The 25,641-nt window shown below is 55.8% G+C and carries 25 protein-coding genes; 15 read left to right on the top strand and 10 right to left on the bottom strand.

The window, feature by feature from the left end; all coding sequences use genetic code 11:
• Nucleotides 1-137: 137 nt before the first annotated feature.
• Nucleotides 138-1,355 (bottom strand): acyl-CoA dehydrogenase, encoded by a 1,218-nt coding sequence (locus tag EYQ49_08800; GenBank protein HIG25973.1) that lies wholly within the window; start codon nucleotides 1,353-1,355, stop codon nucleotides 138-140.
• An 81-nt stretch (nucleotides 1,356-1,436) separates the two neighbouring features.
• Between EYQ49_08800 and EYQ49_08795 the strand changes: the two genes are divergently transcribed.
• Complete coding sequence (locus tag EYQ49_08795; protein HIG25972.1) at nucleotides 1,437-2,426, top strand: isopenicillin N synthase family oxygenase; 990 nt, start codon at nucleotides 1,437-1,439, stop codon at nucleotides 2,424-2,426.
• On the opposite strand, the gene EYQ49_08790 is transcribed toward EYQ49_08795, so the two are convergent.
• Together EYQ49_08790 and EYQ49_08785 are read right to left on the bottom strand one after the other, a co-directional pair.
• On the bottom strand, nucleotides 2,354-3,682 hold the full coding sequence (locus tag EYQ49_08790; protein ID HIG25971.1) for an MmgE/PrpD family protein: 1,329 nt from the start codon (nucleotides 3,680-3,682) through the stop codon (nucleotides 2,354-2,356). The two genes, EYQ49_08795 and EYQ49_08790, sit on opposite strands and share 73 nt — an antisense overlap.
• Complete coding sequence (locus EYQ49_08785) at nucleotides 3,679-4,311, bottom strand: hypothetical protein (GenBank protein HIG25970.1); 633 nt, start codon at nucleotides 4,309-4,311, stop codon at nucleotides 3,679-3,681. Before EYQ49_08785 ends, EYQ49_08790 begins: the two co-directional genes overlap by 4 nt.
• Nucleotides 4,312-4,420: 109 nt before the next feature.
• Here EYQ49_08785 and EYQ49_08780 point away from each other — a divergent pair, with 109 nt between their 5' ends.
• Genes EYQ49_08780 through EYQ49_08770 form a run of 3 tightly spaced genes read left to right on the top strand, consistent with a single transcriptional unit; the run spans nucleotide 4,421 to nucleotide 7,933 of the window.
• Nucleotides 4,421-5,284 carry a phytanoyl-CoA dioxygenase family protein gene (locus EYQ49_08780; protein ID HIG25969.1) on the top strand — a complete coding sequence of 288 codons (864 nt, stop codon included), beginning with the start codon at nucleotides 4,421-4,423 and terminating at the stop codon, nucleotides 5,282-5,284.
• Complete coding sequence (locus EYQ49_08775) at nucleotides 5,220-6,731, top strand: amidase (GenBank protein HIG25968.1); 1,512 nt, start codon at nucleotides 5,220-5,222, stop codon at nucleotides 6,729-6,731. The genes EYQ49_08780 and EYQ49_08775 overlap by 65 nt, the downstream gene beginning before the upstream one ends.
• Nucleotides 6,728-7,933: a PLP-dependent transferase gene (locus EYQ49_08770; protein HIG25967.1), complete on the top strand. Its 1,206-nt coding sequence runs from the start codon at nucleotides 6,728-6,730 to the stop codon at nucleotides 7,931-7,933. The genes EYQ49_08775 and EYQ49_08770 overlap by 4 nt, the downstream gene beginning before the upstream one ends.
• A gap of 16 nt (nucleotides 7,934-7,949) precedes the next feature.
• Here EYQ49_08770 and EYQ49_08765 read toward each other — a convergent pair whose 3' ends face one another.
• On the bottom strand, nucleotides 7,950-9,425 hold the full coding sequence (locus EYQ49_08765; GenBank protein ID HIG25966.1) for an NAD(P)/FAD-dependent oxidoreductase: 1,476 nt from the start codon (nucleotides 9,423-9,425) through the stop codon (nucleotides 7,950-7,952).
• A 22-nt stretch (nucleotides 9,426-9,447) separates the two neighbouring features.
• A complete protein-coding gene (locus EYQ49_08760; GenBank protein HIG25965.1) occupies nucleotides 9,448-10,341 on the bottom strand; it encodes a ribokinase in 894 nt (297 codons plus the stop codon).
• 74 nt (nucleotides 10,342-10,415) lie between these two features.
• On the opposite strand from EYQ49_08760, the gene EYQ49_08755 reads away from it, so the two are divergent.
• The 7 genes from EYQ49_08755 (at nucleotide 10,416) to EYQ49_08725 (ending at nucleotide 17,628) form a co-directional block, all read left to right on the top strand.
• Complete coding sequence (locus EYQ49_08755) at nucleotides 10,416-11,417, top strand: hypothetical protein (protein ID HIG25964.1); 1,002 nt, start codon at nucleotides 10,416-10,418, stop codon at nucleotides 11,415-11,417.
• A 42-nt stretch (nucleotides 11,418-11,459) separates the two neighbouring features.
• Entirely contained in the window at nucleotides 11,460-12,674 is a 1,215-nt protein-coding gene (locus tag EYQ49_08750; GenBank protein ID HIG25963.1) for an alpha-hydroxy-acid oxidizing protein, read from the top strand.
• Between the two features lie 104 nt (nucleotides 12,675-12,778).
• A complete protein-coding gene (locus EYQ49_08745) occupies nucleotides 12,779-13,933 on the top strand; it encodes an LLM class flavin-dependent oxidoreductase (GenBank protein HIG25962.1) in 1,155 nt (384 codons plus the stop codon).
• Nucleotides 13,930-14,517: an amino acid synthesis family protein gene (locus tag EYQ49_08740; GenBank protein ID HIG25961.1), complete on the top strand. Its 588-nt coding sequence runs from the start codon at nucleotides 13,930-13,932 to the stop codon at nucleotides 14,515-14,517. Before EYQ49_08745 ends, EYQ49_08740 begins: the two co-directional genes overlap by 4 nt.
• A gap of 20 nt (nucleotides 14,518-14,537) precedes the next feature.
• Complete coding sequence (locus EYQ49_08735; GenBank protein ID HIG25960.1) at nucleotides 14,538-15,308, top strand: alpha/beta fold hydrolase; 771 nt, start codon at nucleotides 14,538-14,540, stop codon at nucleotides 15,306-15,308.
• Nucleotides 15,293-16,768 (top strand): aldehyde dehydrogenase, encoded by a 1,476-nt coding sequence (locus tag EYQ49_08730; protein ID HIG25959.1) that lies wholly within the window; start codon nucleotides 15,293-15,295, stop codon nucleotides 16,766-16,768. Before EYQ49_08735 ends, EYQ49_08730 begins: the two co-directional genes overlap by 16 nt.
• 56 nt (nucleotides 16,769-16,824) lie before the next feature.
• Nucleotides 16,825-17,628 carry a thioesterase family protein gene (locus tag EYQ49_08725; protein ID HIG25958.1) on the top strand — a complete coding sequence of 268 codons (804 nt, stop codon included), beginning with the start codon at nucleotides 16,825-16,827 and terminating at the stop codon, nucleotides 17,626-17,628.
• 4 nt (nucleotides 17,629-17,632) lie between these two features.
• Here the strand turns inward: EYQ49_08725 and EYQ49_08720 are convergent, their stop codons facing one another.
• Genes EYQ49_08720 through EYQ49_08705 form a run of 4 tightly spaced genes read right to left on the bottom strand, consistent with a single transcriptional unit; the run spans nucleotide 17,633 to nucleotide 21,122 of the window.
• A complete protein-coding gene (locus EYQ49_08720; GenBank protein ID HIG25957.1) occupies nucleotides 17,633-18,394 on the bottom strand; it encodes a crotonase/enoyl-CoA hydratase family protein in 762 nt (253 codons plus the stop codon).
• Nucleotides 18,395-18,402: 8 nt separating this feature from the next.
• The gene (locus EYQ49_08715; GenBank protein ID HIG25956.1) at nucleotides 18,403-19,182 is read right to left on the bottom strand and encodes an SDR family NAD(P)-dependent oxidoreductase; all 780 of its coding nucleotides are present in this window, start codon (nucleotides 19,180-19,182) and stop codon (nucleotides 18,403-18,405) included.
• The gene (locus tag EYQ49_08710; protein HIG25955.1) at nucleotides 19,182-20,354 is read right to left on the bottom strand and encodes a thiolase family protein; all 1,173 of its coding nucleotides are present in this window, start codon (nucleotides 20,352-20,354) and stop codon (nucleotides 19,182-19,184) included. Before EYQ49_08710 ends, EYQ49_08715 begins: the two co-directional genes overlap by 1 nt.
• Nucleotides 20,355-20,393: 39 nt before the next feature.
• Nucleotides 20,394-21,122 (bottom strand): hypothetical protein, encoded by a 729-nt coding sequence (locus EYQ49_08705; GenBank protein ID HIG25954.1) that lies wholly within the window; start codon nucleotides 21,120-21,122, stop codon nucleotides 20,394-20,396.
• 97 nt (nucleotides 21,123-21,219) lie between these two features.
• Here EYQ49_08705 and EYQ49_08700 point away from each other — a divergent pair, with 97 nt between their 5' ends.
• From EYQ49_08700 to EYQ49_08690, 3 genes are read left to right on the top strand one after another with little or no spacing between them, the layout of a single operon-like run.
• Nucleotides 21,220-21,435 (top strand): hypothetical protein, encoded by a 216-nt coding sequence (locus tag EYQ49_08700; protein HIG25953.1) that lies wholly within the window; start codon nucleotides 21,220-21,222, stop codon nucleotides 21,433-21,435.
• Nucleotides 21,436-21,462: 27 nt separating this feature from the next.
• Nucleotides 21,463-22,728, top strand: coding sequence for a flavin-dependent oxidoreductase (locus EYQ49_08695; GenBank protein HIG25952.1), 1,266 nt, complete (start codon nucleotides 21,463-21,465; stop codon nucleotides 22,726-22,728).
• Nucleotides 22,729-22,730: 2 nt separating this feature from the next.
• Nucleotides 22,731-23,003, top strand: coding sequence for a YciI family protein (locus tag EYQ49_08690; protein HIG25951.1), 273 nt, complete (start codon nucleotides 22,731-22,733; stop codon nucleotides 23,001-23,003).
• Here EYQ49_08690 and EYQ49_08685 read toward each other — a convergent pair.
• The gene (locus EYQ49_08685; protein ID HIG25950.1) at nucleotides 23,000-23,788 is read right to left on the bottom strand and encodes an alpha/beta hydrolase; all 789 of its coding nucleotides are present in this window, start codon (nucleotides 23,786-23,788) and stop codon (nucleotides 23,000-23,002) included. The two genes, EYQ49_08690 and EYQ49_08685, sit on opposite strands and share 4 nt — an antisense overlap.
• Nucleotides 23,789-24,017: 229 nt before the next feature.
• On the opposite strand from EYQ49_08685, the gene EYQ49_08680 reads away from it, so the two are divergent.
• Nucleotides 24,018-25,586, top strand: a complete 1,569-nt coding sequence (locus tag EYQ49_08680; GenBank protein HIG25949.1) for a SulP family inorganic anion transporter — start codon at nucleotides 24,018-24,020, stop codon at nucleotides 25,584-25,586.
• The last annotated feature ends 55 nt before the right edge of the window (nucleotides 25,587-25,641 follow it).

Raw genomic sequence — 25,641 nt, 5'->3', positions numbered from 1 at the left:
AGCGCCACCAAGTTTCGTGACCCATTAGCCAACCACTGGGTGGTCGATGGCAACTTAGTTACCGGCCAAAACCAGAATGCAGCACCCATGGTGGCCCGAGAAATGATGGAGCTGCTGTTAAGCAAGCAGTACGAGAGTTAAACCCGCGGCTCTTTGGGTAAGCCGAGCACCATTTCGCCTACGATGTTGCGCTGTACCTGTGAGGTGCCAGCATAAATGGTGCCGGCTCGAGCGTTATAGAAAGCCCCCACCCAAGAGGTCGAAGAGTTGGGTGAACCGGTCCAGTCGCCATGAAAGGCTCGGCCACGCCACGAGCCCGTGGGGGTCATGGCTTCGGCGCCCAAAATGTCTACCGCTAATTCAGTCATACGTTTGTGATACTCAGACCAGTACAACTTAAAGGTGGATTCTTGTGGGCCGGGGTGACCGCCGCCTAAAAAGTTTGTCAAAGTACGCATACCCATGTAGCGCATGATCTCTACTTCGCAGTGCACTTGGGCCAAACGCTGGCGAATGCGGGGGTCGTCGGCTTTGCCGTGTTTCTTGGCTAAGGCCATCAATTTGTCCGCTTCTTCTCGGAATTGTAAAGGCATGGTGGCTGCTGCTTCACCGCGCTCTAAGCCCAGCAGCGTCATGGCCACGCCCCACCCGTTGTTTACTCCACCCACCACGTTTTCTTTGGGGGTGCGAGCCTCGTCGAAGAAGGTTTCGTTGAATTCTGTATCACCGGACAACATGGCGATGGGGCGAATCTCTAAGCCAGGTTGATCCATCGGACAGGCCAAAAAGGAGATCCCTTTGTGCTTGGAGACCTCTTGGTCGGTACGGCAAAGCACAAAAATCCAGTTGGCGTACTGGGCCGATGACGTCCATATTTTTTGCCCGTTGATTATCCATTCGTCGCCGTCGAGTTCGGCTTTGCAACCCAACCCAGCGAGGTCAGAACCCGCATCGGGTTCGGAATAGCCTTGACAGAAAACGTACTCGCCGCTAATAATTTTTGGCAGAAAGTCTGCTTTTTGCTCATCGGTTCCCCACATGAGCAAGGTGTTGCCAAACATAGAAATGCTAAAAGCGTCGTTGCCGCCACCGGTAGGGGCCCCAACCCGTTCGAACTCTTCGGCAATGATGACCGACTCCAAGGAAGACATGCCGCCCCCACCGTATTCCACCGGCCAGGAGGGCGCCAAAAAGCGGGCTTCTGCCAACTTGACTCGCCACTGCGACAAAAAGTCATGAATCTCTTCGGGTTCAAGGCCCCCGATGCCTTTCCACCCATCGGGGAGGTTGTCGGCGAGAAAGGTTTTTACAACGGCGCGAAAAGCGTCTGATTCTTCTGAATAGTTAGGGTTCACCTGCCTGTTTTAGCACTAAATGCCGTCGCCCCACGCATCGCAGGACGGAAAACTTTAGTTTTTTGCCATTAGCGTGCCGCTATGGACCTCCCCCTCGTTGACTTCGCCGATAGCCCAGAAAGACAAGCCGCTACCTTGGGCCAAGCGTGCGCCGAATACGGTTTTTTTAGCATCCCTCAATCGGTTATTCCGCCGGAAACCTTGCCGGCCGCCAGCCAAGCGATAGCGGAGTTCTTTGCCTTGCCAACCGAAGAAAAAATGCTGGTGGCCTTCCCCTCCGATGGCTACCCCTACGGCTACGCCCCTTTGGGCTACGAACGACTGGCCGCCTCCTTGGGCATGGCTAGCCCGGCTGATTTGAAAGAAACCTTTTCGGTGGGCCCCGATACCGGTGGGGGTTCGCTGGGCGATGACCCCGACCAGGCGTGGGTTCGCTCACCCAGTCTTTGGCCCGACCGCCCCTCGGGTCTGCGTTTCGCCTTAGAAGAGTATTTTTCGGCCATGGCGCAAGTCGCCGAACACCTCATGGCGGTCATGGCACGGGCCTTGGACCTCCCGACGGATTTCTTTGTCCCACTTATTGATCAACCCATAAGTTCGCTACGGGCCATCAACTACCCGAAGCACTCGTCGGCGGCCCCTAAGAATGCTCTCCGCGCTGGTGCGCATACTGATTATGGAACCTTCACCGTGTTGCACACCGACCAAGTGCCGGGCTTAGAGATCCAAGACTCAGCGGGAAACTGGCAAAGCGTTACCCCCAACCCAGATGTTTTTGTGGTCAACCTGGGTGACTCCATTGCTCGTTGGACGAACGATCGTTGGCGGTCTACCCTGCACCGGGTAACCACCGCTTCTTCAGAACAAAGGCAATCTTTGGCCTTTTTTCATATGGCCAACTGGGATGCTTTCCTAGATTGTCTTCCCACTTGCCAAGATGCCGAGCATCCGGCGCTTTATCAACCTGTCCAAGCCGGGCCGTGGCTTAAAGAAAAGTTTCAGGCCACCGGTTCGGTAAGCAGTGAAAGCAAAGTGGTGGTTTCCCCACCATCAGAAAGTGCGGCCACCTGACTACGGAGCGCATGGGCTCTATGTGTACCCAAGATGGGGTCGGCCAGGCGGTGAAACTTTTCGTTAATCTCCGCCGACGACAGATGGTTTTCTGGGTCACCCCGAGGCTCGGTTACGGGCGAGACAAAGGTCGTTCCGTCTTGGCAGATTAATGAAACTTGGGCAAAGCGTTGCGCCGGAAAAGCTGCGTTGAATCCCGGGCTCTCTACAATGGTGATGGCCGCTGCTAAACGCAAACTTTCTGGGTCGGTGAGGCCACTTTTGGTTATTTCTTGTACACCAAGTTGCCCATGGGCCAGAGCGGCCCCTACCGAAAAGGGCAAACTGTATTGGGCTTGTTCTGTACAAGTGGGTGCCACGGTGGCTAAGCGAAAGGCCTCGTGGAAAGTGGTGATCTTGATTTCAGAAATCTCAGAACCATCCAAACCATGTTTTTGGCGTAGAGCCAACGCTGCTTCTACGGCAGGTTGTGCCCACCGGCAGACCGGGTGAGGCTTAAAGTACTGCTCAAAAATACGCCAGTTGCTGCCCAGGTCTTGCCAAAGGTCGTTGACTTCTGGGCTTTCCACGGTGATGGCCGGCGCCCCGGTAAACCCATTAGCCGCCAGGTAGGCCGCGCTTACCCCGGCCATTGCACCCCACCCTGAACCGTCTTTTACCATGGTGGGGTGGTCGATGACCCGCATCATTTGGCTGCGTGGGCCGTGATACTCGGCAATACCTAGTGCTTCGGCCAGGCCCCGACCGTCAAGACCGAGGGCTCGTGCCCCCAGCGCTGCGGTTGCTAAAGATATGGATGCTCCCGAAGAGTGATAATCGGGCACCGTCTGGTGCATAGCGATGCCTGCTCGAGTGCCGATTTCGTAGCCCACAGCCACCATGGTGAGCAGTTCGCGAGACTCCATGATGGTTTCGGCTTGCCCGAGGGCCAGAACGGCCGGTACTACCCCGCAGCCCACATGCCCTTTGGTGAGTTTGTGACCGTCGTGGGCATCGATGGCATCAATGGTCATGCCGCCAGCCAAGGTGGCCCCCGCAGCGCTTACCGGCCGACCATCGAAGAGCAAGCGGGCGGGCCGGCCACCCGAAGCAAACTGCTCTACCGCATGTTGGCGAATGAGTATTGATAAATCGGTGGTCGTGCCCGAAGCGGCAACCCCCAGAACATCGAGCAGGCAGCGTTGGGTAAAGGCCACCACCGGGTCGGGGAGGTCGTCAAAGGTGAGATCTAAAGCGAACTCCGCCAGCGTGTTCACTCCGGAGCAACCCAAGGAACGGTTGCTACCAAATGCACCCGTTCAACGAGCCCACCGTTGAGGGCGGTGTGGTAGCCCCGGGTATCGGTGAAGTAAACCGACCCATCGGCCGGCAAGTGGGTGCAATGGTTGTTGACCACAAACAGCGACCCGGGGTTGGACACAATAGGTACGTGAATGCGTGGCTCGGGGTCTCGGTGCCACGAATTGCAGTTGTAGAGGTCTTTCCACAACAAACGCATACGCCCTATAGGGAAGCGGGCCGTCAACTCTTGATGAACGTGTTCAAAGTAGGTCCCGACAAAGGTAGGAACTAACTCGGTGAAGGCGGCTTCGTTTACGGCCTCTTCGCGAGGTTCTTCTTGGTAGCGGTCGTCGGCCCGTAGCCAGTAGAGCCCAGACAAATCGTTGGCGGTAGGCACTTCAACCCCTGGCCGGCGGGTAACCGCTAGCGCTCCGAAACTGTCGGCTTCGGCAGCCGCCGTGAAATCTGTTGCCTGGCGAAGGTCGCTTAAGGCGGTCTTTAACTCATTGATGTCGAAACGCAAATCCAACAAATCGATACCCGGCCCGTGCACAAAGTTTTTAACGGCCTCTTTGTCGGGGACGTTGCCGAGCCACTGAGCCATGGATCGCTGATCTTTTTCTACGCTAGTGGCCACGAGAAATCTCCTTGCGGGGTTCTTGGTGCTTTCGCCCCGGAGTCTAGACTGCCAGAACCCGACAAAAGGAACGCTTATGCCTGCCTTAACTCAAGAACAAAAAGACCAGTTTTGGCGTGACGGGTTTTTGGTAGTGGACCAAGCGGTAAGTACCGAGTTGTTACGAGAAATGCAAGAAGATTTCGCGGCCTGGGTACAAGAGAGCCGCAGCCATGAGGCTCCCTACGGCGACACTCTGGACGGCCGCCCTCGTTTCGATATGGAAAGCGGCCACGCCGCAGACCAACCCCGGTTGCGTCGGGTGAACGCCCCGGTGGAAGCCTCAGCGGCCTACTACCAAACCATGGCCGATAGCCATATGGCGGACTGTGTGGTGGACCTCATCGGGCCGAATGTCAAACTGCACCACACCAAGATTAATTCCAAACAGCCCGGTGGTCATACCGAAGTTAAATGGCATCAAGATTTTCCTTATACCCCGCATACCAACGACGACCTGGTGACCGCTTTGTTGATGATTGACGAAGTGACCGAAGAAAATGGTGCCCTCGAGGTGGTGCCGGGTTCACACCGAGGCCCGCTTTATAGCCTTTGGCATGACGGATTATTTACCGGTGCAGTGGCCGACCAAGTGGTTGAACAAAGCAAAGAAAAAGCGGTCCTCTGCACGGGGTCGGCGGGCTCTGTTTGTTTGATGCACACCCGCCTTTTGCACGGCTCTGCAGCCAATCGCTCTGATCTGCCACGTACCTTATTTATTTCGGTTTACTCGGCCGACGATGCCGTGCCGTGTGCCCCGAACCCTATGCCCACCGAGTACGAAGGCTTGCTGGTCGCCGGGCAGCGCAGCGGGCGTATTCGCAGCATAGATTTCGATGTTCAACGCCCCCAAATGCCCGTTACCGCCTCATTTTTTGATCAACAAGATGCCCCCCGATAAACGACTCGAAGATCAAGAGATCCTTGACCGGGCGCAAGCCTTAGGTCTCTCCGTTGATGAACCAGAGGCTTACGTGGCAGCCGTGCGGCGGCAAGTAGCTGACGCCGAAGGAATTCTTGACTTTCCCACTAGTCGCCAAGAACCGGTGCGCCGCCAATGGTCGGTTCCCTCTGCGCAAGAAAACCCCCTTAACGCCTGGTATGTGCGCACCGAGATAACCGAGGCCACCTCCGGGCCGCTAGCGGGAAAAACCGTCGCCATTAAAGACAACATTCGTGTGGCCGGCGTACCCCTCATGAACGGCACAAAAATTCTTGAAGGCTATGTACCGCAAGTTGACGCCACGGTGGTCACCCGGCTCCTGGGCGCCGGAGCCACCATCGCCGGAAAATCCACCTGCAATGCTTATTGCTTTTCCGGAGGCAGCCATGTGAGCGACACCGGCCCGGTATTGCACCCGCACGACCCTGAACGCTCGGCCGGAGGGTCATCGTCGGGGAGTGCTGCTTTGGTGGCCAGCGGGGGAGTGGACTACGCTTTAGGGTGCGACCAAGGCGGGTCGGTGCGGGTGCCAGCCTCTTTTTGCGGCTTAGTGGGCATGAAAGCTACGCACGGCCTGGTGCCTTATACCGGGATTCTCGGCATGGCCCCCGGCATCGACCATGTCGGGCCGATTACTCGCACCGTGGCAGAAAATGCTTTAGTGCTTTCGGTGCTGGCCAATAGCGAGCAGGTGTTTCCCAAAACTTCAGGGGTTCAAGGCTTACGCATCGGCCTAGTCAGCGAAGGTTTTGGTCGCCCCACCTCGGAAACTGTGGTTGATGACTCTGTCCGGACGGCTGTGCACCAACTGTCCAGTCAAGGGGCCTCAGTAAGCGAGGTCTCCATACCTCTCCATCTCGCCGGCGCACCGATCTCTGCAGCCTTGGCCCAGTTGGTCATAGACAACATTTTCACCAACGACGGTCAAGCCTTGGGCGGCGAACCGGTGGACGAAGCTTTTTTGCGCCAGCAAGCGCAGTGGCGCACCCGCCCCAACGATTTGCCTCAATCGGTACAAGTCTCGTTGGTGTCTCGTGAGATCTTGCGCCAACGCCACGGCACCGCGCTGGTAGGGCGAGCGCTAGAAGAAACAAACCAGTTGCGGGCGGCCTACGACACTGCTTTAGAAGATTTCGACTTGCTGGTCATGCCTACCACCCCCATGCGGGCTACTCGACTGCCGGGGTCCGATGCCGGGTTAGCCGAAGTGATGACTCGCTCTGGTGAGCCGCTAAGCAACACTTGGCCTTTCAACAACACCGGTCACCCGGCCATGTCGCTACCCTGCGGGTTTAGCGACGGCCTACCTATCGGTTTGATGCTTATTGGGGCACCGCACAGCGAAGCACTCCTGTATCAGACCGCTACTACCCTTGAAGAAAATCTAACAACGGAGAAATCATGAGCAAAAAGCATCAACTGGCCACCCAAGCAGTACATGCCGGTGAACCCCATGACCCCTCGGGCGCCCACGTGGCACCCATCCACCAAACCTCTACCTTTACTTTTGCCGATGCGGCGGCCGTTGAATCTTACGGAAATGGAGAAACGGCCGGCTACATGTATTCCCGTGGCTCGAACCCCACACGCCAAGCGTTAGCAGCCAAGATCGCCGCCTTGGAAGGTTTTGACTATCCAGGCTCAGAGCCAGTAAACGCAGAAATATTTGGCTCGGGCATGGGTGCGGTCAGCGCAGCGTTGCTGGGTCTCACCAAAGCGGGGGACCATGTGATCACCCAGCGGGCCCTCTACGGCTCCACCGACCACTTGATTTCCGATGTACTTCCCAACTATGGAGTTACCAACACCCGGGTTCCTCTTCTGGACCCGGATCTTTTAGAACAAGAGTTGGCCGCCCACCCAGAAACCACGGCGGTCTATTTAGAGACCCCCGCTAACCCCACCATGACGGTTATAGACATTGCCCGAACGGCCGAGTTGGCCCACGCCCATGGGGCAAAAGTCGTAGTGGATAACACCTTCGCCACCCCTATTTTGCAGCGGCCCTTAACCTTGGGCGCCGATGTGGTGGTGCACAGCACAACCAAATATATTAACGGCCACGGAACCGTTCTGGGTGGGGCTGTAGTAAGTGCCGACGCCGAGTTTATGGATACCGGCGCCGGGTCCATGATCCGTTTTGTAGGTGCAGTGCCGAGCCCCTTCGATTGTTGGCTAACCAGCATTGGCCTCAAAACTTTGCCTTTGCGTATGAAACAACATTGCAGCAATGCGCGTACTGTTGCTGAATTCTTAGAGGCACATCCCAAGGTGGGCGTCACGCTTTGGCCGGGGCTCGCGAGCCACCCGCAGCACGCTTTAGCTGCTCAACAAATGGACGATTTTGGGGCCATGATCACCATTGATTTGGGCAGTTATTCGGCAGCTACCCAGTTTCTTGATGGGCTTAGCATTTGCTCGCTAGCGGTAAGTTTGGGCAACGTTGACACTTTGGTTGAGCATCCGGCTTCTATGACCCACCGGGTTGTGCCGCCGGAAGACCGAGCCGCTTCGGGCATCACCGATGGCATGGTGCGCATTTCGGTAGGTATCGAAGATGCTCAAGACTTGGTGGCTGACCTTGAAAGCGGTCTTTCTCGTATTTAGCCACGTTTAATGCGGTTTACTGCGAGACCTCAGGTTTGCTGAATTCCATGACCCCGTCGTCCACGGGGGCTTTGCCCAGCAATTTGACGTCTTTACGGTAGTCCTGGGTGTTTAGCCAGGGGGCCCGGTCGCCTTGGCGAGGCAGCAACGGCATGACTCGATTCATGTAACCGGCGGGGAAGTCGTCTACCCATGGCCGTGGCGGCATGTCGTGGTCGCTGGCCCGCAGCCTTGGGGTGCATTGCGTGGTGTCGGTTTTACGCATGTGGTTCAATAAACGGCACACGTGTTCACCGATCAAATCGGAGCGCAGCGTCCACGAGGCATTGATGTAACCAAATGAGGAAACCAGGTTAGGAATGTCCGAGTAGGCCAAACCTTTGTAACTCCAGGTCTGCGCAAAATCGACTGGTTGATCGTCGACACTAAAACTCATTTCTCCTAAGGTCACGAGATTCAAACCAGTAGCAGTCACGATGATGTCGGCTTCGAGTTCCAGGCCAGAAGTCAAGCGAATACCGTTGGGGGTAAAAGTGTCAATGGTGTCGGTCACTACCGAAGCTTGGCCAGACTTTATGGAGTCAAAAAGGTCCCCGTTGGGAAGCAAGCAAAGTCGTTGGTCCCACGGGTTGTAGGAAGGGGTGAAGTGTTTCTCTACGTCGTAGTCGGGCCCCAGGCCTTCTCGTACTCCGGCCAAAAGCATTTCTTTAACTTTTTCGGGGTCGGTGCGAGACTTGCGATAAACCAAACCTTGGCGAAACACATTCTTTTTGCGGGTCAACCAGTAGGCAAGTTTCTCGGGCAGGAACTTACGGAGACGGTTGGCGACGACGTCATGGTCGGGTCGGGCTACCACGTAGGTGGGGGAGCGCTGCAACATGGTGATGTGTGCTGCTTGGTCAGCCATAGCGGGAATCAGCGTCATGGCGGTTGCTCCTGAGCCAATGACCACGACTTTCTTGTCGGCGTAATCCAAATCTTCTGGCCACTCTTGGGGGTGTACTATTTGGCCATGGAAGTTTTCTCGGCCAGCAAATTCGGGGCTGTGACCCTCTCGGTAACTGTAGTAACCGGAGCACATGAACAAAAAGTTGCAAGTGTGGGTTGTTGACTCTCCTTGGACATCAGCAGTCAGGGTCCAGGTGCTGTTCTGGCTTGACCATTGGGCGTCAGAAACTTGATGGTTGAAGCGAATGTGTGGGCCAATATTGTGTTCTTCGGCAGTCTCTAGAAGGTATGCCAAAATCGAGGGGCCGTCGGCAATGGATTTTGCGTTGGTCCAAGGCTTAAAACTGTAACCCAGGGTGTGCATGTCGCTATCAGAACGAATACCGGGGTAGCGAAAGAGATCCCAAGTGCCGCCTAGGTCGGGCCGGCCTTCGAGAATTGCGAAGGAATGATCGGGGCAGTTTTTTTGCAAATGGTAGGCAGCGCCGATGCCCGAAATACCGGCGCCCACAATGAGGACATCAAAATGTTGAGGTGAGGTCATTTCTCTACCCTAATAAGGAAAACTATTCTAGTGAAAGCGGGGCGTAAGAAGATTGAGTGCCCAATTTGGTGACCGAGTCGGTGGCCCGATCCATGCCCAGTTTGGCGGCCACTACTGGATCTAGGCCTTTGGCCAGTCCGTAAGCAAAAGCTCCTACGAAAGCGTCGCCGGCTCCTGTGGTGTCAAGGGCGGTGACCTGCTGGGCAGGCAAACGCAGAACCTGGCCATCGGCAACGAGGGCCACCCCGGATTGGCCGAGCGTAACCAAAAGATTCGTAGAGGTTTGTGTGGCAAAATCCATAATTGCTGTGTCGGTAGGTTCGCTCCCGGCCAAAAGGGCAAACTCGTGTTCGTTAGGAATCACCCAGTCAGTAACGGCGAGGAGTTCTGGGCTCAGCGCACTGGCCGGGGCAGGATTCAAGACGGTAACGGCACCAAGTTCTTGGGCTGCCGCAAACCCGGCTTGGGTGACCTCTTGAGGAATCTCAAACTGGCCGACCACTACCTGCAGGGGGGCCAATGCGTGTATGGCTGCTGCTGCTTGGTTTGGCGTAAGCGCATGGTTGGCGCCGGGAATAATGATGATGCGATTATTGCCTTGACCGTCCACCCAAATGGGGGCTACCCCGCTGGCCCCGGGTGAGGGGTAAACGTGGTCGGTGTTGATGCCGTAGTCGGCAAAGTTTTTACGGTACAACTGGGCGTAGTCGTCGTCGCCGAGACAATTGATCATGGCTACCTCGGCGCCCATCAGTTTGGCCATTACCGCTTGGTTGGCGCCCTTGCCGCCGAAGCCCATTTGAAACTTTTCACCGAGCAGGGTCTCGCCATCTCCGGGCAGCACTTCGGCATAAGCAACCAAGTCGATCATGGTGGAGCCGACAACGGCCAAGGTTGGTTGAGTTTCGTGGGTCATGGTTTCCTTTGGTCACCCGGAGCGGCGTTCGTTCATGTCAGTATGGTTGATTCTGTTCACTAAACGGAGACCAAATGCAAACCAGTAGTAAATGGCAAAAGCCGGTGCTGAAATCCGTGCTCCCGGTTATTGAACAGTCGACCCATGTTTCCACTTCTTTGGCGAAGGTCCAGGAAGTGGCCAGTTGGATGGCTTACGAGCATTTCTCCATTCCTGATGACACCGGCACCGGGCCTTTTGATATGGGCAATGATCCGGATTTATTGTTTGACGTAAACTTTTTTATTGGGGCGCTTAATTTTGCTTTTACTGACTTTTCCACCAGCGTAAAGTTTGCCGTTGACTATCGCGGCCAAACTTGGTCCGACACCGAAGGCATGTTTGCCCGCATCCATGAAGCCCTCGCTGCAGGGCAAGACATTTTTAGCGGTCAATATTTGGCGTCGGTGACCAGAAGAGATTTGAAACTATTGTTTGCCGGCAATGTGGAACTCCCCATGCTGGACGATCGAGTGGCCATTTTGAACGAAATCGGCGCCACCTTGGTTGACCGACACCAGGGTTCTTTTCATGCCTTTGTGCGTTCGTGCGCTCCAGCGATGTATGCCGATGGCAACGGCCTTATGGAGCGTATGGCTCAAGAGTTTCCTCGCTTTGATGATTCCAGCATCTACCACGGACAAAAAGTTGAGTTTCATAAATTGCCCCAACTCACCCTGTGGTCGCTCCACCGAGCGCTCTTTCGCAGCGGTCAGTGGGCATTAGAAGACCTTGACGACATGACCGCATTTGCTGACTACATCGTGCCGGTGGGGTTGCGCCTTATGGGGTTGATCTCGTATGCGCCGGCGTTAGAGGCCAAGATTATGGCGGGTCAAATTATTGAACGTGACAGCGACCAAGAAATCGAGATTCGTGCCCACACGGTTTATGCCACGGCCTTGCTAACCGATGCCATCAACGAGCTACGGCCGCCTGATCAACAAATCGTTGTGCCCCAAGTGGACTTCCGCTTCTGGAATACTTATCACGCCACCTTTTGGCCTCATCACCTAACGCGAACCATCATGTATTAGGCCGAGTCTTGTCTTGGAGACGGCAGATGGCACAATAGTTACATGTTAAAAGCCCTTCGCTCGGTAGTGCGGTTGAGAAGATTTGAACGCAACGGGGCACTTCGCCGCTTAGAGCGAGCCAGCAATTTGGAGGATCTCCGCTTGTTGGCAAAAAAGCGCCTCCCCGGTGGGGTTTTTGATTACATCGATGGTGCGGCTGAAGATGAGCGCACGGCGGCCCGCAACATGCAGGGTTTTGCTGCCATTACATTTAAACCCAGGGTTCTACGAGGTATTGAAAGCATCGACACCTCTACAGAATTACTGGGCAAGCGGCTCCCTTTGCCTCTGATTTTAGCGCCCACGGGCTTTACTCGCATGGCTAACTCGGCCGGTGAACTTTCGGTGGCCCGAGCCGCTGAACGGGCCGGGCTTCCCTACGGTCTCTCCACGCTGTCCACGCGCTCTATCGAAGAGGTAGCGGCGGTTTCGTCCGGCGAGAGATGGTTCCAAGTTTATGTTTGGAGAGACCGCGACCTGGTTGATGAAATGCTCGAACGGGCTGCGGCATGTAACTATTCGACCATCATTTTGACGGTCGACAACACGGTTTTGGGCAGGCGTGAGCGAGACGTTCGGCGTGGCTTCACCTTGCCGCCCAAAATCGGCTTAGACACGATTTTTGACGGCCTTCGTCACCCCAGTTGGACTTGGGACTTCATAACGTCAGAACCCATAAAGTTTGCCAACCTGACCGAAAGCACGGTTGGCGATGGGTCGGACCCGGTCTCTCTCGCCACCTACATCAATACCCAATTGGACCCCAGCCTGAGTTGGGAAGATCTGGCGTGGTTGCGCGACCGATGGAAAGGGAAGTTGGTCATCAAAGGCATCCAGTCGGTAAACGATGCACTACTTTCCGTGAATTACGGGGTGGATGCGGTGGCACTCTCAAATCATGGGGGGCGGCAGTTAGACGATGCCCCAGCACCGATTGATCTTTTGCCGGAGGTAGTCGCTGCTCTCGGCGGGCAAACAGAAATAATTGTGGACGGAGGGGTGCGGAGGGGGTCCGACATTGTTAAAGCGGTGGCCTTGGGAGCCAACGCATGCATGGTGGGCCGCCCGTACCTTTATGGTCTGGGTGCGGCCGGAGAGGTCGGGGTGGACTTTGTTATTGATCACTTTGCCACCGGGTTGGAGCGAACCTTGGCTCTGCTGGGCTGCCCGTCCGTAGATGAGTTAGGTCCCCAATACCTGTCGGTTAACAAATATTGACCCTTGAAAATTTTTGCGGTACCTTGTGCTCACTCGAGTCGGGCAGGCAGCGAGAATAAAAGGTGTGCGCCCATGGCCATTGTTCCTCGACAGAAAGCGCAATCATGCGATTCGGGTATTTTCTGAATCAAAACAATTGGGGTTTAACCAAACCTTTCCATGAGGTGGTCAACGAGGGGCGAGAAATCGCTCAGTATTGTGACCAAAACGGCTGGGAGTCCATTTGGACCACCGAACACCATTTTGGTCATGAAGGGCTAGAAGTTTGCCCTAACCCCGTGCTGATGTGTGTTGACCTAGCCGCCCACACCGAACGAATTCGCCTGGGGCAAGCGGCCAACATTATTACCTTCCGCCATCCGGTGCAGATGGCCGAAGACCTCGCCATGTTGGATCACATGAGCGCTGGCCGCCTTGAAGTAGGGGTGGGCCGTGGCGTCTACCCTCGAGAGACGGTCAACATGAACCCGGTGGCCGATGTACGCAACCCGGCGGTCAACCGGTCGCTCTTTGAAGAAACTCTTGAAGTAATAAGGCACTGCTGGACCGATGAATTCTTCTCCTTCAAAGGGGAATTTTTTGAGTTCCCTTACCCGGGCGTCACCTTTAACCACGCCATGAGCCCGCCTCGTAGCGATAACACTGACCCAGTAACCGGGCACATTACGGCGCTGTCTGTTGTGCCGAAGCCTTACCAGTCGCCGCACCCGCCCCTGTGGCAAGTTATTGACTCCGCTCCTTCTATTGAGTTCGCGGCCCGCAACGGTTTGCAAGGAATGTTTTGGATTCCCCCCACCGATGCCATGGTGGACCGCTTTGAACTCTATAGCGAGACTGCTTCGGAGGCCCGAGGTCATGACGTGCCAATGGGGGAGGGAGTCACTTTAGTGCGCGACATGTTTATTACCGAAACTATGGCTGAAGCCGAGGATTTAGCCGGAGAAGCCTTCTTACGTTACATGGAGTGGGTCTGCCATTTTCGGGGGCTAAGCAACCATCGGTACCCAGGGGAAGAGCTCCCGGAAACCCCGGGAAAACTGGACCTCTTGAGCTACCAGTGGCTACACCCGCGCAACATGTTGTTCGGCACTGCAGACTATGTGGCCGAACAAATTCAGGAAATGAAAGAAAAACTAAACCTGCAGTCTTTGCTGGTGTGGTCCAACTTCCCCGGGATGGATCAACGAGCCGTGATGGACAGTGTGCAGCGTTTCACCGAAGATGTGATACCCCAATTTGCTGAGGAGAACAACTCATGAGTTTAGAAATACGCAAAATCGTTTCGCACCACGAAGAAGTCTTGGTGGAAGGCGGAAAAGCCGCCGCCCCCTCGTTGCACCTGTACGGAGTGGCCGCCGTGCTTGCTAACCCGTGGGCTGGTCAAGGCTTTGTAGAAGATCTCCGCCCGGCAATATTGGCGACCGCTCCGGCTTTAGGTGAGGTGCTGGTGCCTCGCCTTACTGCCTTGGCTGGCGGGGGAGAGGCCATCGAGGCCTATGGGAAAGCCTCCATGGTGGGGACCAGTGGTGAGATAGAGCACGGGTCGGCGCTTATACATACTTTGCGCTTTGGTAATGTTTTTCGTGACGCCGTTAATGGCACGGCTTACTTGTCGTTTACCAATACCCGAGGTGGCCCGGGAGCCACGGTGAGTATTCCCATGATGCACAAAGAAGATCCCGGTTGGCGCTCTCACTACCTCACCCTTGAAATGACCATCGCCGATGCGCCTGGACCCGATGAAATCGTGGTGGCTATTGGTGCTTCGGTAGGTGGGCGGCCGCATCATCGCATCGGTAACCGTTATCAAGACATGGAAGAAATGGGAATCGACCCGCAGTGAGTGGGCAAACCTATCTTCGTATGGAGGGCCAAGGTCCGCCGTTGCTGCTCATTCATGGGGTGGGGCTTGATCACACCATGTGGGATCCCGCCATGGAGCAGCTCCAAGATGAGCGCACGGTTATTCGTTACGATCTCCTCGGCCATGGGCAGACCTCCGCGGGAGTCGGTCCATTAACTATTGCTGACTTCGTTCATCAGGCCCGAGAAGTCGCTGCAGTGGCCGAAGGTGAAAAACTGGATGTAGCCGGCCTTTCACTGGGTGGCAGCATCGCTTTGGCGCTAGCTTTACGCCAGCCGGAACTGGTTCGTCGTGTGGCGCTGCTTAGCACGGTGTTCGAACGTAGCGCCGAACAGCACTCTGCTCAACAGCAGCGCTTAGACCTCTGCCGCCAAGGTGGTATGGCGGCAGTTGCGCAACTGGCGCAAGACCGTTGGTTCACCCCGGATTGGCAAGAAGCAAACCCTAAACTGGTGGACAAAATTTCTGCCCGCTTACGCACCACCGACCATCAAGGTTATTTGGCGGCTTACCAATGTTTTTTAGATGGCGACCCCATGGTGCCGGAATCTCTTAAGCAAATAGAAGCGCCCACGCTCGTCATGACGGGATCCCTTGATGCCGGGTCAACTCCCGAAATGAGCGAAGCCCTCGCCGCCGCTTTGCCCTGCGGCGAAGCCCAAATACTGCCGGACTTGCATCACCTTCCCCTGTGGGAAGACCCCTTTTTGTTCACTACCTCATTACTTATCTTTTTAAATAAGGAGATCACCCCATGCACGATTACCTGATGTACATCGACGGCGAGTTTTGTTCGGCCTCCGACGGAGCGACCTTCGAAACTCTCAACCCGGCGACGGGCGAGGCTTGGGCTACTGCTCCGGCGGCCACCGAAGATGATGTAGACCGTGCCGTCAAAGCAGCCCACCGAGCGCTCCACGAGGGCCCTTGGGCTGACATGACAGCCACCGAACGGGGCAAATTGCTTTTTGTTTTAGCCGATTTGCTGGCCGAACATTCTGAACATTTAGGTTCCGTGGAAACCACCGATAGCGGTAAATTAGCCGTCGAAACTCGTGGCCAGTCGGCCTACGTGGCCGAGTACTACCGCTACTACGGGGGGCTGGCCGACAAACTGCAAGGCAGCACCTTGCCTATTGACAAACCCAACTTGCACGTTTTTACCACTCGGGAACCCATCGGGGTAGTGGCCGGCATCGTGCCTTGGAATGCCGAAATGCTCCTCACCGCCACCAAAGCCGCTCCTGCTTTGGCGGCCGGCAACACCGTGGTGATTAAATCTTCAGAAGAAGCGCCAGCCCCTGTTTTAGCGTTTGCCGAATTGGTTGACCAGGCAGGTTTTCCCCCGGGAGTATTTAACCTCATCACCGGTTTTGGCGAGCCCTGCGGTCGGGCCCTCACCAGCCACCCACTGGTCAGCAAAGTTTCTTTCACCGGAGGCATCGACGCCGCCCGCCAGGTGGTGGCCAACACGGCACAAAACTTTGCCCCCGTTTCGTTAGAACTGGGCGGCAAGTCTCCTATCTTAATTTTTGACGACGCCGACTTTGAAGCCGCCGTTAACGGTGCAGTAGCAGGCAACTTTGGTGCCTCCGGCCAAAGTTGCGTAGCAGGGTCCAGGGTTTTTGTACAAGCGGGTATCTTCGACCGTTTTTTGGAGGCCGTTGCCCAACGTGCCCGAGCGGTGCAAATTGGCGACCCGCTTGATGCAACTACACAAGTTGGGCCGTTGGCCACAAAAAAGCAGCGAGACAACATTGAAAAAACCTTGAGTGAATCAGTGGCCCAAGGCGCCGAGATTATGGCCGGCGGTCAACGCCCCGAAGGGTTTGACCAGGGGTGGTATTTCGAACCCACCGTGGTGTCTTGCCCCAACCAAGAAATTCTCAGCACCCAGGTAGAACTTTTTGGGCCCGTCATGTCGGTCATCAAATTCAGTACGGAAGAAGAAGCCATCGCTATGGCCAACGACACGGTCTTTGGACTGGGTTCTGGTGTGTTCACCAACGACTTAGGGCGAGCCCATCGGGTAGCCGCTGGCCTGCACGCCGGCATCGTTTGGGTCAACACTTACCGAGCGATTTCGCCGGTGGCTCCCTTTGGAGGGTTTGGGCAAAGCGGTTACGGGCGAGAAGCCGGCATCGACGCCATCTACGACTACACCCGCACCAAAACCGTGTGGATCAACACCTCAAAAGAACCCATGGCTAATCCTTTCGTGATGCGTTAAACCGGCCAGCCGCCCTCTAAGGTACGCCCATCTGTATTTAAGAATCAAGGGACCTTGTGGCTTTTCAATTTGATACCGAAACCCAACTCACCGAGCAAAGCCCGGGGGAGTGGTCGCTGACCTTAAGCGACCAATGGAATATTGGCGACAACCCCAACGGGGGCTACTTGTTGGCTCCCTTGCTGCGTGGCTTGAGCACCTTGAGCCCACATAGCGACCCGCTCAGCGTGACCGCACACTATTTGCGCCCCGGAAGCGGCAACGCCTCGGCCCTGGTGCATGGTTCTCTGGTCCGTTCGGGCCGCAACATCAGCACGTTGCGGGGCTCGTTAGAGCAAGCAGAAAAAACCCGAGTAGAGGTTTTGGCGGCCTTTGGCACCTTGGGCGCCGGTTCTGATCAAGCACCTCAAGTGAGTATCCCCGCCCCAGAAATATCAGGGCCCGACCAATGTCGGTCCCGCTCAGGCCTTGAACAGGGCGTGGAACTGGTGATTCAGAACCGAGTCGAGATGCGCATTCATCCAGAGCAGGTCAAGGCAGGAGCCCCAGAGAAAGCCAAAATCTCTGGTTGGATACGCTTCTTAGATGGCCGCCAACCCGACCCATTGGGTCTGGTGTTGTTTGCCGATGCCTTCCCGCCCCCCATTTTTGGCTTGCTGGGAAGAATAGGCTGGGTTCCCACCATCGAACTCACGGTACATATTCGCCGGCTACCTGCACCTGGTTGGGTGCAAGCAGAATTTGTCACCGAAGACCTTCACGATGGCCGCATGATTGAAAGCGGTCGGCTCTGGGATTCCACCGGAGCGTTGGTTGCTCAGTCACGACAACTGGCCATGTTGTTAACCCCGGAGGGTTAAAGGTTTAAGTACCGGTCCACTCGGGTGGGCGTTTTTCAGCGAAAGCTTTGGGGCCTTCTTTAGAGTCGTTGGAAACAAACACCTTCATTTGCATTTCCGTGTTCAATGCCCAGAGTTCCTCTTCGCTGGCTCCCGAGGAAGCTGCCTGGACTAATTTTTTGGAAGCGGCCACGGCAAGTGGAGCATTTTGAGCGACTCGTTCCGCAAGTTTGAGTGCTCCTTCTACCGCTCCACCTTTTTCGGTCATGCGGGCAATCAGCCCGAACTGCAAAGCTTCTTCGGCCAAGATCGGGTCGGCGGTGATAGCCATTTCCATTGCTTTGCCGTGGCCGACGCGGCTAGACAAGCGCAGTACGCCACCGGCGGCCGCAAATAGGCCCACCCCTACTTCAGGAATGCCCATTTTGGCGCCCTCCGAAGCCACCAGAAGGTCGCAGCTCAAAGCCAACTCCAAGCCACCAGCTAAGGCAAAGCCTTCGATGGCACCAATCAAAGGCTTTTGCGCTCCTTCTTTAACGAATTCCATAAAGGGGCCAATGTTTTCACCCCGCAAGAAAGCTTTGAGGTCCATGCCAGCGCAAAACCCTCGCCCGTTACCGGTGAGTACCCCGGCGGTTAAGTCTGGATCATCGTTAAGCATTTGCACGGCATCCCAAAGACCGTTGGCTAAGTCACCGTTGATGGCGTTCATGGCCTCGGGACGGTTTAAGGTAATGAGCAGAACCCGGCCACGTTTTTCGGTCAGTACCGCAGTATTTTCAGACATATCGACTCCTATTTGGGTGGCATGCGAATGCCGCCGTCCACGCGAATGGTTTCGCCGTTCATGTAAGGGTTGGTAATTAGGTCCATCACCATGAAAGCCAACTCTTCGCCGCTTCCCAAACGCTTAGGAAACAACACCGACTGCCCAAGGTGGGCTTTGAACTGTTCGCTGGCTTCGCCTTCACCGTAGATCGGGGTGTCGATAAGCCCGGGGGCCACGGTGTTTACCCGAATGCCCACCACGGACAGGTCACGGGCAATGGGCAGCGTCATGCCGACCACGCCGCCCTTTGAGGCTGAGTAGGCGCACTGACCGATCTGGCCGTCGAAGGCCGCCGCTGAAGCCATGTTAACAATGGCTCCCCGTGTGCCGTCGTCGTCTACCGGCTCAGTTTGTGCCATAGCACCGGCGGCCCGGCTCAACATGTTGAACGAGCCAATCAGGTTGACGTTAATGACGAAGCGGAACTTCTCTAAGTCCATGGGTTCGTTGTTGCGGTCAATGGTGCGACCGGCGAAACCTAAGCCGGCCGAGTTAACCAAAGCCCGCAAGGGCCCCATTTCGCTGGCTGCCGCTACTGCGGTCTCTGCGTCTTCGGTGCTGGAAACATCGCACTTAACAAATAAGCCGCCAAGTTCCGAAGCAACTTCGGTGCCGCGCTCTTCGTTGAGGTCGGCTATGACCACTCGAGAACCCGCAGCAGCCAATTGGCGGGCGCTGGCCTCGCCGATACCCGAGGCACCCCCGGTAATGATCGAGGAAGACCCCTCAAGGTTCATACGTGGCATTAGGCGCCAATCCTTTCGATAATGGTGGCATTAGCTAAGCCACCGCCTTCACACATAGCTTGGAGGCCATAACGGCCGTCGGTGCGTTCAAGTTCGTTAAGCAAAGTGGTCATGAGCTTGGCTCCCGAGCAACCAAGGGGGTGGCCCAGAGCAATGGCGCCGCCGTTGACGTTTACTTTGCTGAGGTCAGCACCGGTTTCTTTTTGCCAGGCCAATACAACCGACGCAAATGCTTCGTTAATTTCGAACAAGTCAATGTCTTCAACGGTCAGACCGCTGCGTTCGAATACTTTTTCAGTAGCCGGAATAGGGCCCTTAAGCATGGTCACGGGGTCGGTGCCAGCCAAGGCAAAGGTATGAAAGCGTGCCCGAGGCTTCAAGCCCAGTTCGGCGGCTTTTTCTGCGCTCATAATCAAAATAGCCGCGGCGCCATCGCAAATTTGCGAAGAGTTGCCTGCAGTAATGCGGCCATCCTCTTTGAACGCTGGCTTTAAGGCGCCGAGTTTTTCCGCAGTAGTTCCTGGGCGTATGCCCTCGTCTACCGTATGCATTTCGGTAACACCATCAATGTCGATGGGGACCGGAATGATCTCGTTGTCGAAACGGCCTTCGGTGGTGGCTTGTTCGGCCCGTTGTTGAGACTGAGCTCCAAAAGCATCCAGGTCTTCTCGGCTAATGTTGTACTCATCGGAAATCATGTCGGCGCCGATGCCCTGGGGAGGGAGACCGGTTTCGCTGTAGCGCTCCAACATGGCGGGGGGAAAGGGGTGGCCCATTTCTCCGCCTACTACCGAAGACCCCATGGGGACGTTGCTCATGGACTCAACACCTGCGGCAACAACTATGTCGTAGGCTCCGGCCATAACCCCTTGGGCGGCAAAGTGAATTGCTTGCTGGCTAGAACCACACTGGCGATCTACGGTGGTTGAAGGAACCGATTCTGGCCAACCAGCGGCCAACACGGCGCTACGTCCAATGTTGAGCGACTGCTGCCCGACCTGCATTACACAGCCCATGACCACATCGTCGACCAACGCAGGGTCAAGGTTGTTGCGCTCTTCTAAGGCTTTAAGTACGTGGGCAGCCAGCGCTGCCGGATGCCAGTCTTTGAGTCGGCCATTACGGCGTCCTCCAGGGGTTCGTACAGCATCAACGATTACTGCTTCGTACATAATTTTCTCCTTAGGCGGCCGGTATGGCCTGATAGATTTTTAATCACGGTATGAGGGGTCGTCCCGGTCAAGTAACTCTTTGAGTTGCGTAAAGTGATACTGCCCTACCGGGAGAAACTTTTCCCAACCGAGGAGCGTTTTTCTTGCAATTTTGTCGCTAATAATACTGAGTGGTTGCCCGGTAGAGAGTGCCAAAACCATGGTTCGGCAAGCAATTTCTAAGTAATACATTTCTTCGAAGGCATAGGCCACGGAGGCAGCAGCCACCATGACCCCATGGTTTCCCATCATCATCACTGGCTTGTCTTGCATGACCTGTGCGATACGTTGACCTTCTTCGATGACGTCGCCCATGCCACCAAAGTTCAAATCGTAGGCCACTCGGTCGTAAAATCGTGCCGTGTTTTGATCAATGGGCAAAATGGTTGGGTCGGCTAGCCCGGCCAGTGCGGTGGCATAAGGCGGGTGCAGATGAAGCAGCACTTTTGCTTCGGGGATTGCCGCATGTACGGCACCATGGATGCACCAGGCCGATGGGTCCGGAGCATCGGGGCGCTCCAGGGTGGCTGGGTCGTCAGCATCAAGCAGCAACAAGTCGCTGGCCTTGATGAGAGAAAAATGGCGCCATCGTGGGTTGAGGAGAAACTTTTTTCCATCGTCAGAGACTGCAGCGCTGAAATGGTTCGCTACTGACTCGTGCCACCCAAAACGTACTGCAAGGCGGAAAGCAGCCGTTAAATCAACTCGGAGTGTCTCCTCTTGGGTCATGACCGCAGTCTACCTGCCGGCCTAGGGAATAAAAAAATCGAACCTGTCAGAAAAACCTCCCTGGCGGGTCATTAAGGAAAGCCACAAAGGAGACATTATGCACACCACTGGAGGAAGTAACAAGATTCCCGGAGGCCTCGCTCAATGCCTGGCCAACAGCCTAAGTTTTGGCCTTGCTGGTCTGTTTCAGCGCCGATGGAGCCAATTCCAAGCTGACCGTAATTTTCGTTTAGCAATTGAAGTTCGGAAGCAGTGGGTGATTACGGAGCGTCGTCGCCGTTACCAGGCTTTGGGGCTCCCCGTACCGGCCTAAGGTTTGTTTGCGGTATGGTCACTTTCCATGAGCGGGTCGAAAAGAGTTCTCATTGCGGGGGGCGGCATCAGTGGCTTAACCGCTGCATTGTGCCTGCACCGAGCGGGTCACCAAGTGCAGGTTTTCGAATCGGTCGCTGAACCTCGAGAACTCGGCGTGGGGCTCAACCTTTTACCTCACTCAGTGCGAATTCTTCATGACCTTGGATTAGCTGATCAGTTGGCGGCGGCGGCCGTACAAACCTCAGCATTAAGGTTTTGTTCCGAAAATGGGGTCACCATTTGGGAAGAACCACGCGGTGAAGCGGCCGGCAACCCTTGGCCGCAGTATTCGATACACCGTGGCCGATTGCAAATGGTTTTGCTGGATGCCGTAAAAAGAACGCTTGGCTCCGAGGCACTTTTCTTGGGCCACCATTTTTCGCATTACACCGAGCAAAGCGATCACGTCGAGGCGCATTTCACCGACCGGAAATCTGGCCGACCTCGTAAAAGTTTCACTGGGGATGTACTGGTGGGTGCCGACGGGTTGCACTCGGTTTTGCGGAAGTTGCTGGTCACCGGGAACGACGATTTGTTTTATAGTGGTTTGGTTTTGTGGCGGGGCGCCGTGGAAGCCCCGGCTTTTCTGGATGGTCGCACCATGATCATGGCCGGCCATGATCAGCAAAAAGCGGTGATTTACCCAATACGCGGCCCTCAAGAATTCGGTGGAACCGTGCTAACCAACTGGGTGGCCGAGCGGCCGGTAGACATGGATGTGGCTGCAGCCGACTGGAACTCCGAAACCGACCCGCTGGTTATTGCCGAAATGTTTAAGGACTGGGACTTCGGCTGGCTAAACGTGGGGGAGTTAATTGCTTCTACCCCGGTGGCTTACGAGTTCCCCATGGTGGACCGTCATCCGTTGTCTCAGTGGAGCCACGGGCGGGTCACCTTGTTGGGCGATGCTGCCCACCCCATGCGCCCCAACGGCAGCAATGGAGCAGCGCAAGGGATTTTGGATGCCGAAGCACTTACCGGTGCACTAAGTGAACATGCCGACCCAGAGCGTGCTTTGTTGGCTTACGATCAGCAACGGGTTGACCCAACTGGGCGCTTGGTTTTAGCAAACCGGCAGGCCGGGCCCGAGCGAGTCATGCAATGGGTGCACGACCGCTGCGACGGGACTTGTCAAGGTCAGCACCAGTGCGTGCCGACCAGCGACCTCGAACGAGAAGCCAACGCTTACAAAAAACTTGCCGGTTTTGACATTTCTCAACTTCAAGCACTCGCCCAACAACCCCAGGAATAAACATGCATTTTGTACTCCACGCTCTTGACCGCCCCGACGCTGGCGATTTGCGCAGCCAAACTCGTGAGGAGCATCTGGCTTACATGAGTAACTTCAACATTGTTTACGGCGGGCCGCTCATGGATGCCGAGGGAAACATGTGTGGATCGCTCATAGTTACCGACATGGATGACCGCGCAGAGATTGAAGCCATGGCCGCGGGCGATCCTTACGCCCTCGCTGGCCTATTTGCTCAGGTAACCATTACCGGTTTGAAACCGGTGTTGGGGCACTAACTCAAGTTACTGAGAAACTCCACCAGGGCGGGGTTCACCACCGCAGGGTTCTCGAGGTTCGCTGAATGACCGGCCCCGGGTACCACCACCATGGTGGTGTCGCCGCCTAGCATTTCGACCATTTCTTGGCCGCGTGCTAACGGGATAGCAGCATCTCCTTCTCCGTGGAAAGTGATGGAGGGGCAAGAGATTTCACTTAAACGGGCGTTGATGTCGTCGCGTTCAAATAAGCATTCTTTGGCATCGAGCCAGGCTGCGCCGGGCCGGGCGTTCCACTTGGCTCGCCAAATGTTTGCTCCGGCAAAACCGGGGGCAAACAAAACGCTAGCCAACATGTCGCCAACTGGGCCGACGAAACCGTGTTCCATCATGGCGCCGAAGAGCGCCTCGAATTGTTGGCGTTCTTCGTCTCCGTAGGCGCCGCCTTCGGTGTCGACCAGTACTAAAGCTCGAACGCGTTCTGGGGCTTTTAGCGCGGCCCGCATGGAGAGGAAGCCGCCTTGGGACATGCCGCCCAGCACTGCTTGTTCGATTCCGAGGTGGTCCATAAGGCCAAAAACGTCGTCGGCTAAATCCCAGTAGGTAAAGGCCCCGCTATAGACGGTTTGCCCCCAGCCACGTTCGTCGTGGGTAATAACCCGCCACCCGGCGGCGGCTAGCGGGGCGAGTTGTTCATCCCACATTTCGTGGCCCATGGCGAAACCGTGGCTCAAAATAATGGCCGGCCCTTCGCCTCCGTGGTCTACATAATGAAGGTTTTGTCCGTTTACGTCAGCGAATGGCATGAAAACTCCTTATAGAGGGTACTCAAAACATAGCGTCTTGCATCTTGCTAAGCGAATCGGCAAAAGTTCGTGTGGTGGGGGCTATCCCCACCACACGAACTTTTTGGGAAAGCGGCGATTGGTGGGCGAAGGCCGGTGTGACTCTTGCGACATCAGGCGAGGGCGGGCAATTGGTAGCCTTGCCTACGCCCTAAACCGGAGGCGTTGTTTATCGCTTTCAGGGGTGTAAATGATTCAGAATTCTCAGACATCAGTGCGCGACCGTTCACCTGGTCGTCGCTTCGATTGGCGGTCCCCGGCCCAGCGAGCCACCAGCCAAAGGTTCCGTGACCAGTGGTTGGTGAACCCCACGGCGAACCTGCTGTCGGGCATGGTGGTAGCTCTTGCTTTGATTCCTGAAGCCATTTCCTTTTCTATCATCGCGGGGGTTGACCCCAAAGTTGGACTCTACGCATCGTTCTCTATTGCCATAATTATTTCTTTCGCCGGGGGTCGTCCAGGCATGATCTCGGCCGCCACCGGCGCCATGGCCTTAGTGGTTGTGCCTTTAGTTGCCGACTACGGGCTCGGCCATCTTTTCGCCGCCACGATTCTGGCCGGAGTAATTCAGGTTGGCTTGGGCCGGTTGGGCGTTGGCTCTCTTATGCGGTTTATCCCCCGAACGGTCATGGTGGGCTTCGTTAATGCGCTGGCCATCCTTATTTTTCTGGCCCAACTGCCGCATATCTTCCCGTCGGGCCATGTTGACCAAAGCGTCCTTTGGCTGAATCTGGCCTTTATTGCTGCTGGGCTTTGCATCATTTACGGTTTGCCGCGAATCACCACTGCCGTGCCGTCCCCTCTGGTGGCCATCATTGTGTTGGCTGGGGTCGCCATTGGCTTTGACCTGCATCTCCCCACGGTGGGCGACATGGGAGCGTTGCCTGATTCTTTACCTGGATTAGCGATACCAAACATCCCTTGGACCGTTGAAACGCTACGGATAATTCTTCCGTTCTCTATTACCCTGGCCCTCGTGGGGCTACTTGAGTCGCTCCTCACTGCTCAAATCCTTGATGACCTCACCGACTCAAACTCCGACAAGAACCGTGAGTCCCGTGGCCAGGGAGTGGCCAACATTGCTACGGGTTTCTTGGGTGGTATGGCCGGCTGCGCCATGATTGGCCAGTCCATCATCAACTACCGCTCGGGTGGACGTACCCGATTGTCAACTTTGGCCTCGGGGGTGTTTTTGCTGGTCATGATCCTGACCCTCGGAGGTTTTGTGGCTCGTATCCCCATGGCAGCGCTAGTTGCCGTAATGATTATGGTTTCTGCTAGCACCTTTGATTGGAAGAGCGCTCGACTGGCCACGCTGCGGGTCATGCCCCGTACCGAGACCATCGTGATGGTCGCTACGGTCGGCATCGTGGTTTTAACCCACAACCTGGCTTACGGCGTCGGTGGTGGGGTAGCCCTTTCGGCGATCTTCTTTGTCCGGCGTGTGTCGCACTTGGTGGAAGTAACCAGCGTGCTTGACCCTGACAATGCTGAACGCCTCTATGCAGTCACCGGCCAGTTGTTCTTTGCTTCAACAAACGACCTCGTGCATTCCTTTGACTATGACGCCGTAAAGGTGAAGCGAGTTGAGATTGATGTGAGCGAGGCCCGTATTTGGGATACCTCAGCCATTGTGGCTATCGATGCCGTAGTGGCCAAGTTTGCCCAGCGTGGAATCAAAGCCGAATTAGTTGGCCTAAACCGTCACGCAGCAAAACTTCACCGCGACACCACAGATTCGCTCACTCCCTCGCACTAACCCGCCTCTGAGGCCATATCACACAGTCCCTCCTTGTCTAAAGTCCGTTACATGG

It is taken from the genome of Acidimicrobiia bacterium, assembly GCA_012959995.1.
Lineage (GTDB): Bacteria > Actinomycetota > Acidimicrobiia > Acidimicrobiales > MedAcidi-G1 > MedAcidi-G2B.
The sequence above is the reverse complement of the archived record's forward strand: the minus strand, read 5'-3'. Positions and strand labels throughout refer to the sequence as shown.

Coding starts and splice junctions, on each gene's coding strand:
- EYQ49_08795 (HIG25972.1), top strand. CDS start 1,437: ATGGACCTCCCCCTCGTTGACTTCGCCGATAGCCCAGAAAGACAAGCC.
- EYQ49_08785 (HIG25970.1), bottom strand. CDS start 4,311: ATGGCTCAGTGGCTCGGCAACGTCCCCGACAAAGAGGCCGTTAAAAAC.
- EYQ49_08780 (HIG25969.1), top strand. CDS start 4,421: ATGCCTGCCTTAACTCAAGAACAAAAAGACCAGTTTTGGCGTGACGGG.
- EYQ49_08775 (HIG25968.1), top strand. CDS start 5,220: ATGTTCAACGCCCCCAAATGCCCGTTACCGCCTCATTTTTTGATCAAC.
- EYQ49_08770 (HIG25967.1), top strand. CDS start 6,728: ATGAGCAAAAAGCATCAACTGGCCACCCAAGCAGTACATGCCGGTGAA.
- EYQ49_08765 (HIG25966.1), bottom strand. CDS start 9,425: ATGACCTCACCTCAACATTTTGATGTCCTCATTGTGGGCGCCGGTATT.
- EYQ49_08760 (HIG25965.1), bottom strand. CDS start 10,341: ATGACCCACGAAACTCAACCAACCTTGGCCGTTGTCGGCTCCACCATG.
- EYQ49_08755 (HIG25964.1), top strand. CDS start 10,416: ATGCAAACCAGTAGTAAATGGCAAAAGCCGGTGCTGAAATCCGTGCTC.
- EYQ49_08750 (HIG25963.1), top strand. CDS start 11,460: ATGTTAAAAGCCCTTCGCTCGGTAGTGCGGTTGAGAAGATTTGAACGC.
- EYQ49_08745 (HIG25962.1), top strand. CDS start 12,779: ATGCGATTCGGGTATTTTCTGAATCAAAACAATTGGGGTTTAACCAAA.
- EYQ49_08740 (HIG25961.1), top strand. CDS start 13,930: ATGAGTTTAGAAATACGCAAAATCGTTTCGCACCACGAAGAAGTCTTG.
- EYQ49_08735 (HIG25960.1), top strand. CDS start 14,538: ATGGAGGGCCAAGGTCCGCCGTTGCTGCTCATTCATGGGGTGGGGCTT.
- EYQ49_08730 (HIG25959.1), top strand. CDS start 15,293: ATGCACGATTACCTGATGTACATCGACGGCGAGTTTTGTTCGGCCTCC.
- EYQ49_08720 (HIG25957.1), bottom strand. CDS start 18,394: ATGTCTGAAAATACTGCGGTACTGACCGAAAAACGTGGCCGGGTTCTG.
- EYQ49_08715 (HIG25956.1), bottom strand. CDS start 19,182: ATGCCACGTATGAACCTTGAGGGGTCTTCCTCGATCATTACCGGGGGT.
- EYQ49_08710 (HIG25955.1), bottom strand. CDS start 20,354: ATGTACGAAGCAGTAATCGTTGATGCTGTACGAACCCCTGGAGGACGC.
- EYQ49_08705 (HIG25954.1), bottom strand. CDS start 21,122: ATGACCCAAGAGGAGACACTCCGAGTTGATTTAACGGCTGCTTTCCGC.
- EYQ49_08700 (HIG25953.1), top strand. CDS start 21,220: ATGCACACCACTGGAGGAAGTAACAAGATTCCCGGAGGCCTCGCTCAA.
- EYQ49_08695 (HIG25952.1), top strand. CDS start 21,463: ATGAGCGGGTCGAAAAGAGTTCTCATTGCGGGGGGCGGCATCAGTGGC.
- EYQ49_08690 (HIG25951.1), top strand. CDS start 22,731: ATGCATTTTGTACTCCACGCTCTTGACCGCCCCGACGCTGGCGATTTG.
- EYQ49_08685 (HIG25950.1), bottom strand. CDS start 23,788: ATGCCATTCGCTGACGTAAACGGACAAAACCTTCATTATGTAGACCAC.
- EYQ49_08680 (HIG25949.1), top strand. CDS start 24,018: ATGATTCAGAATTCTCAGACATCAGTGCGCGACCGTTCACCTGGTCGT.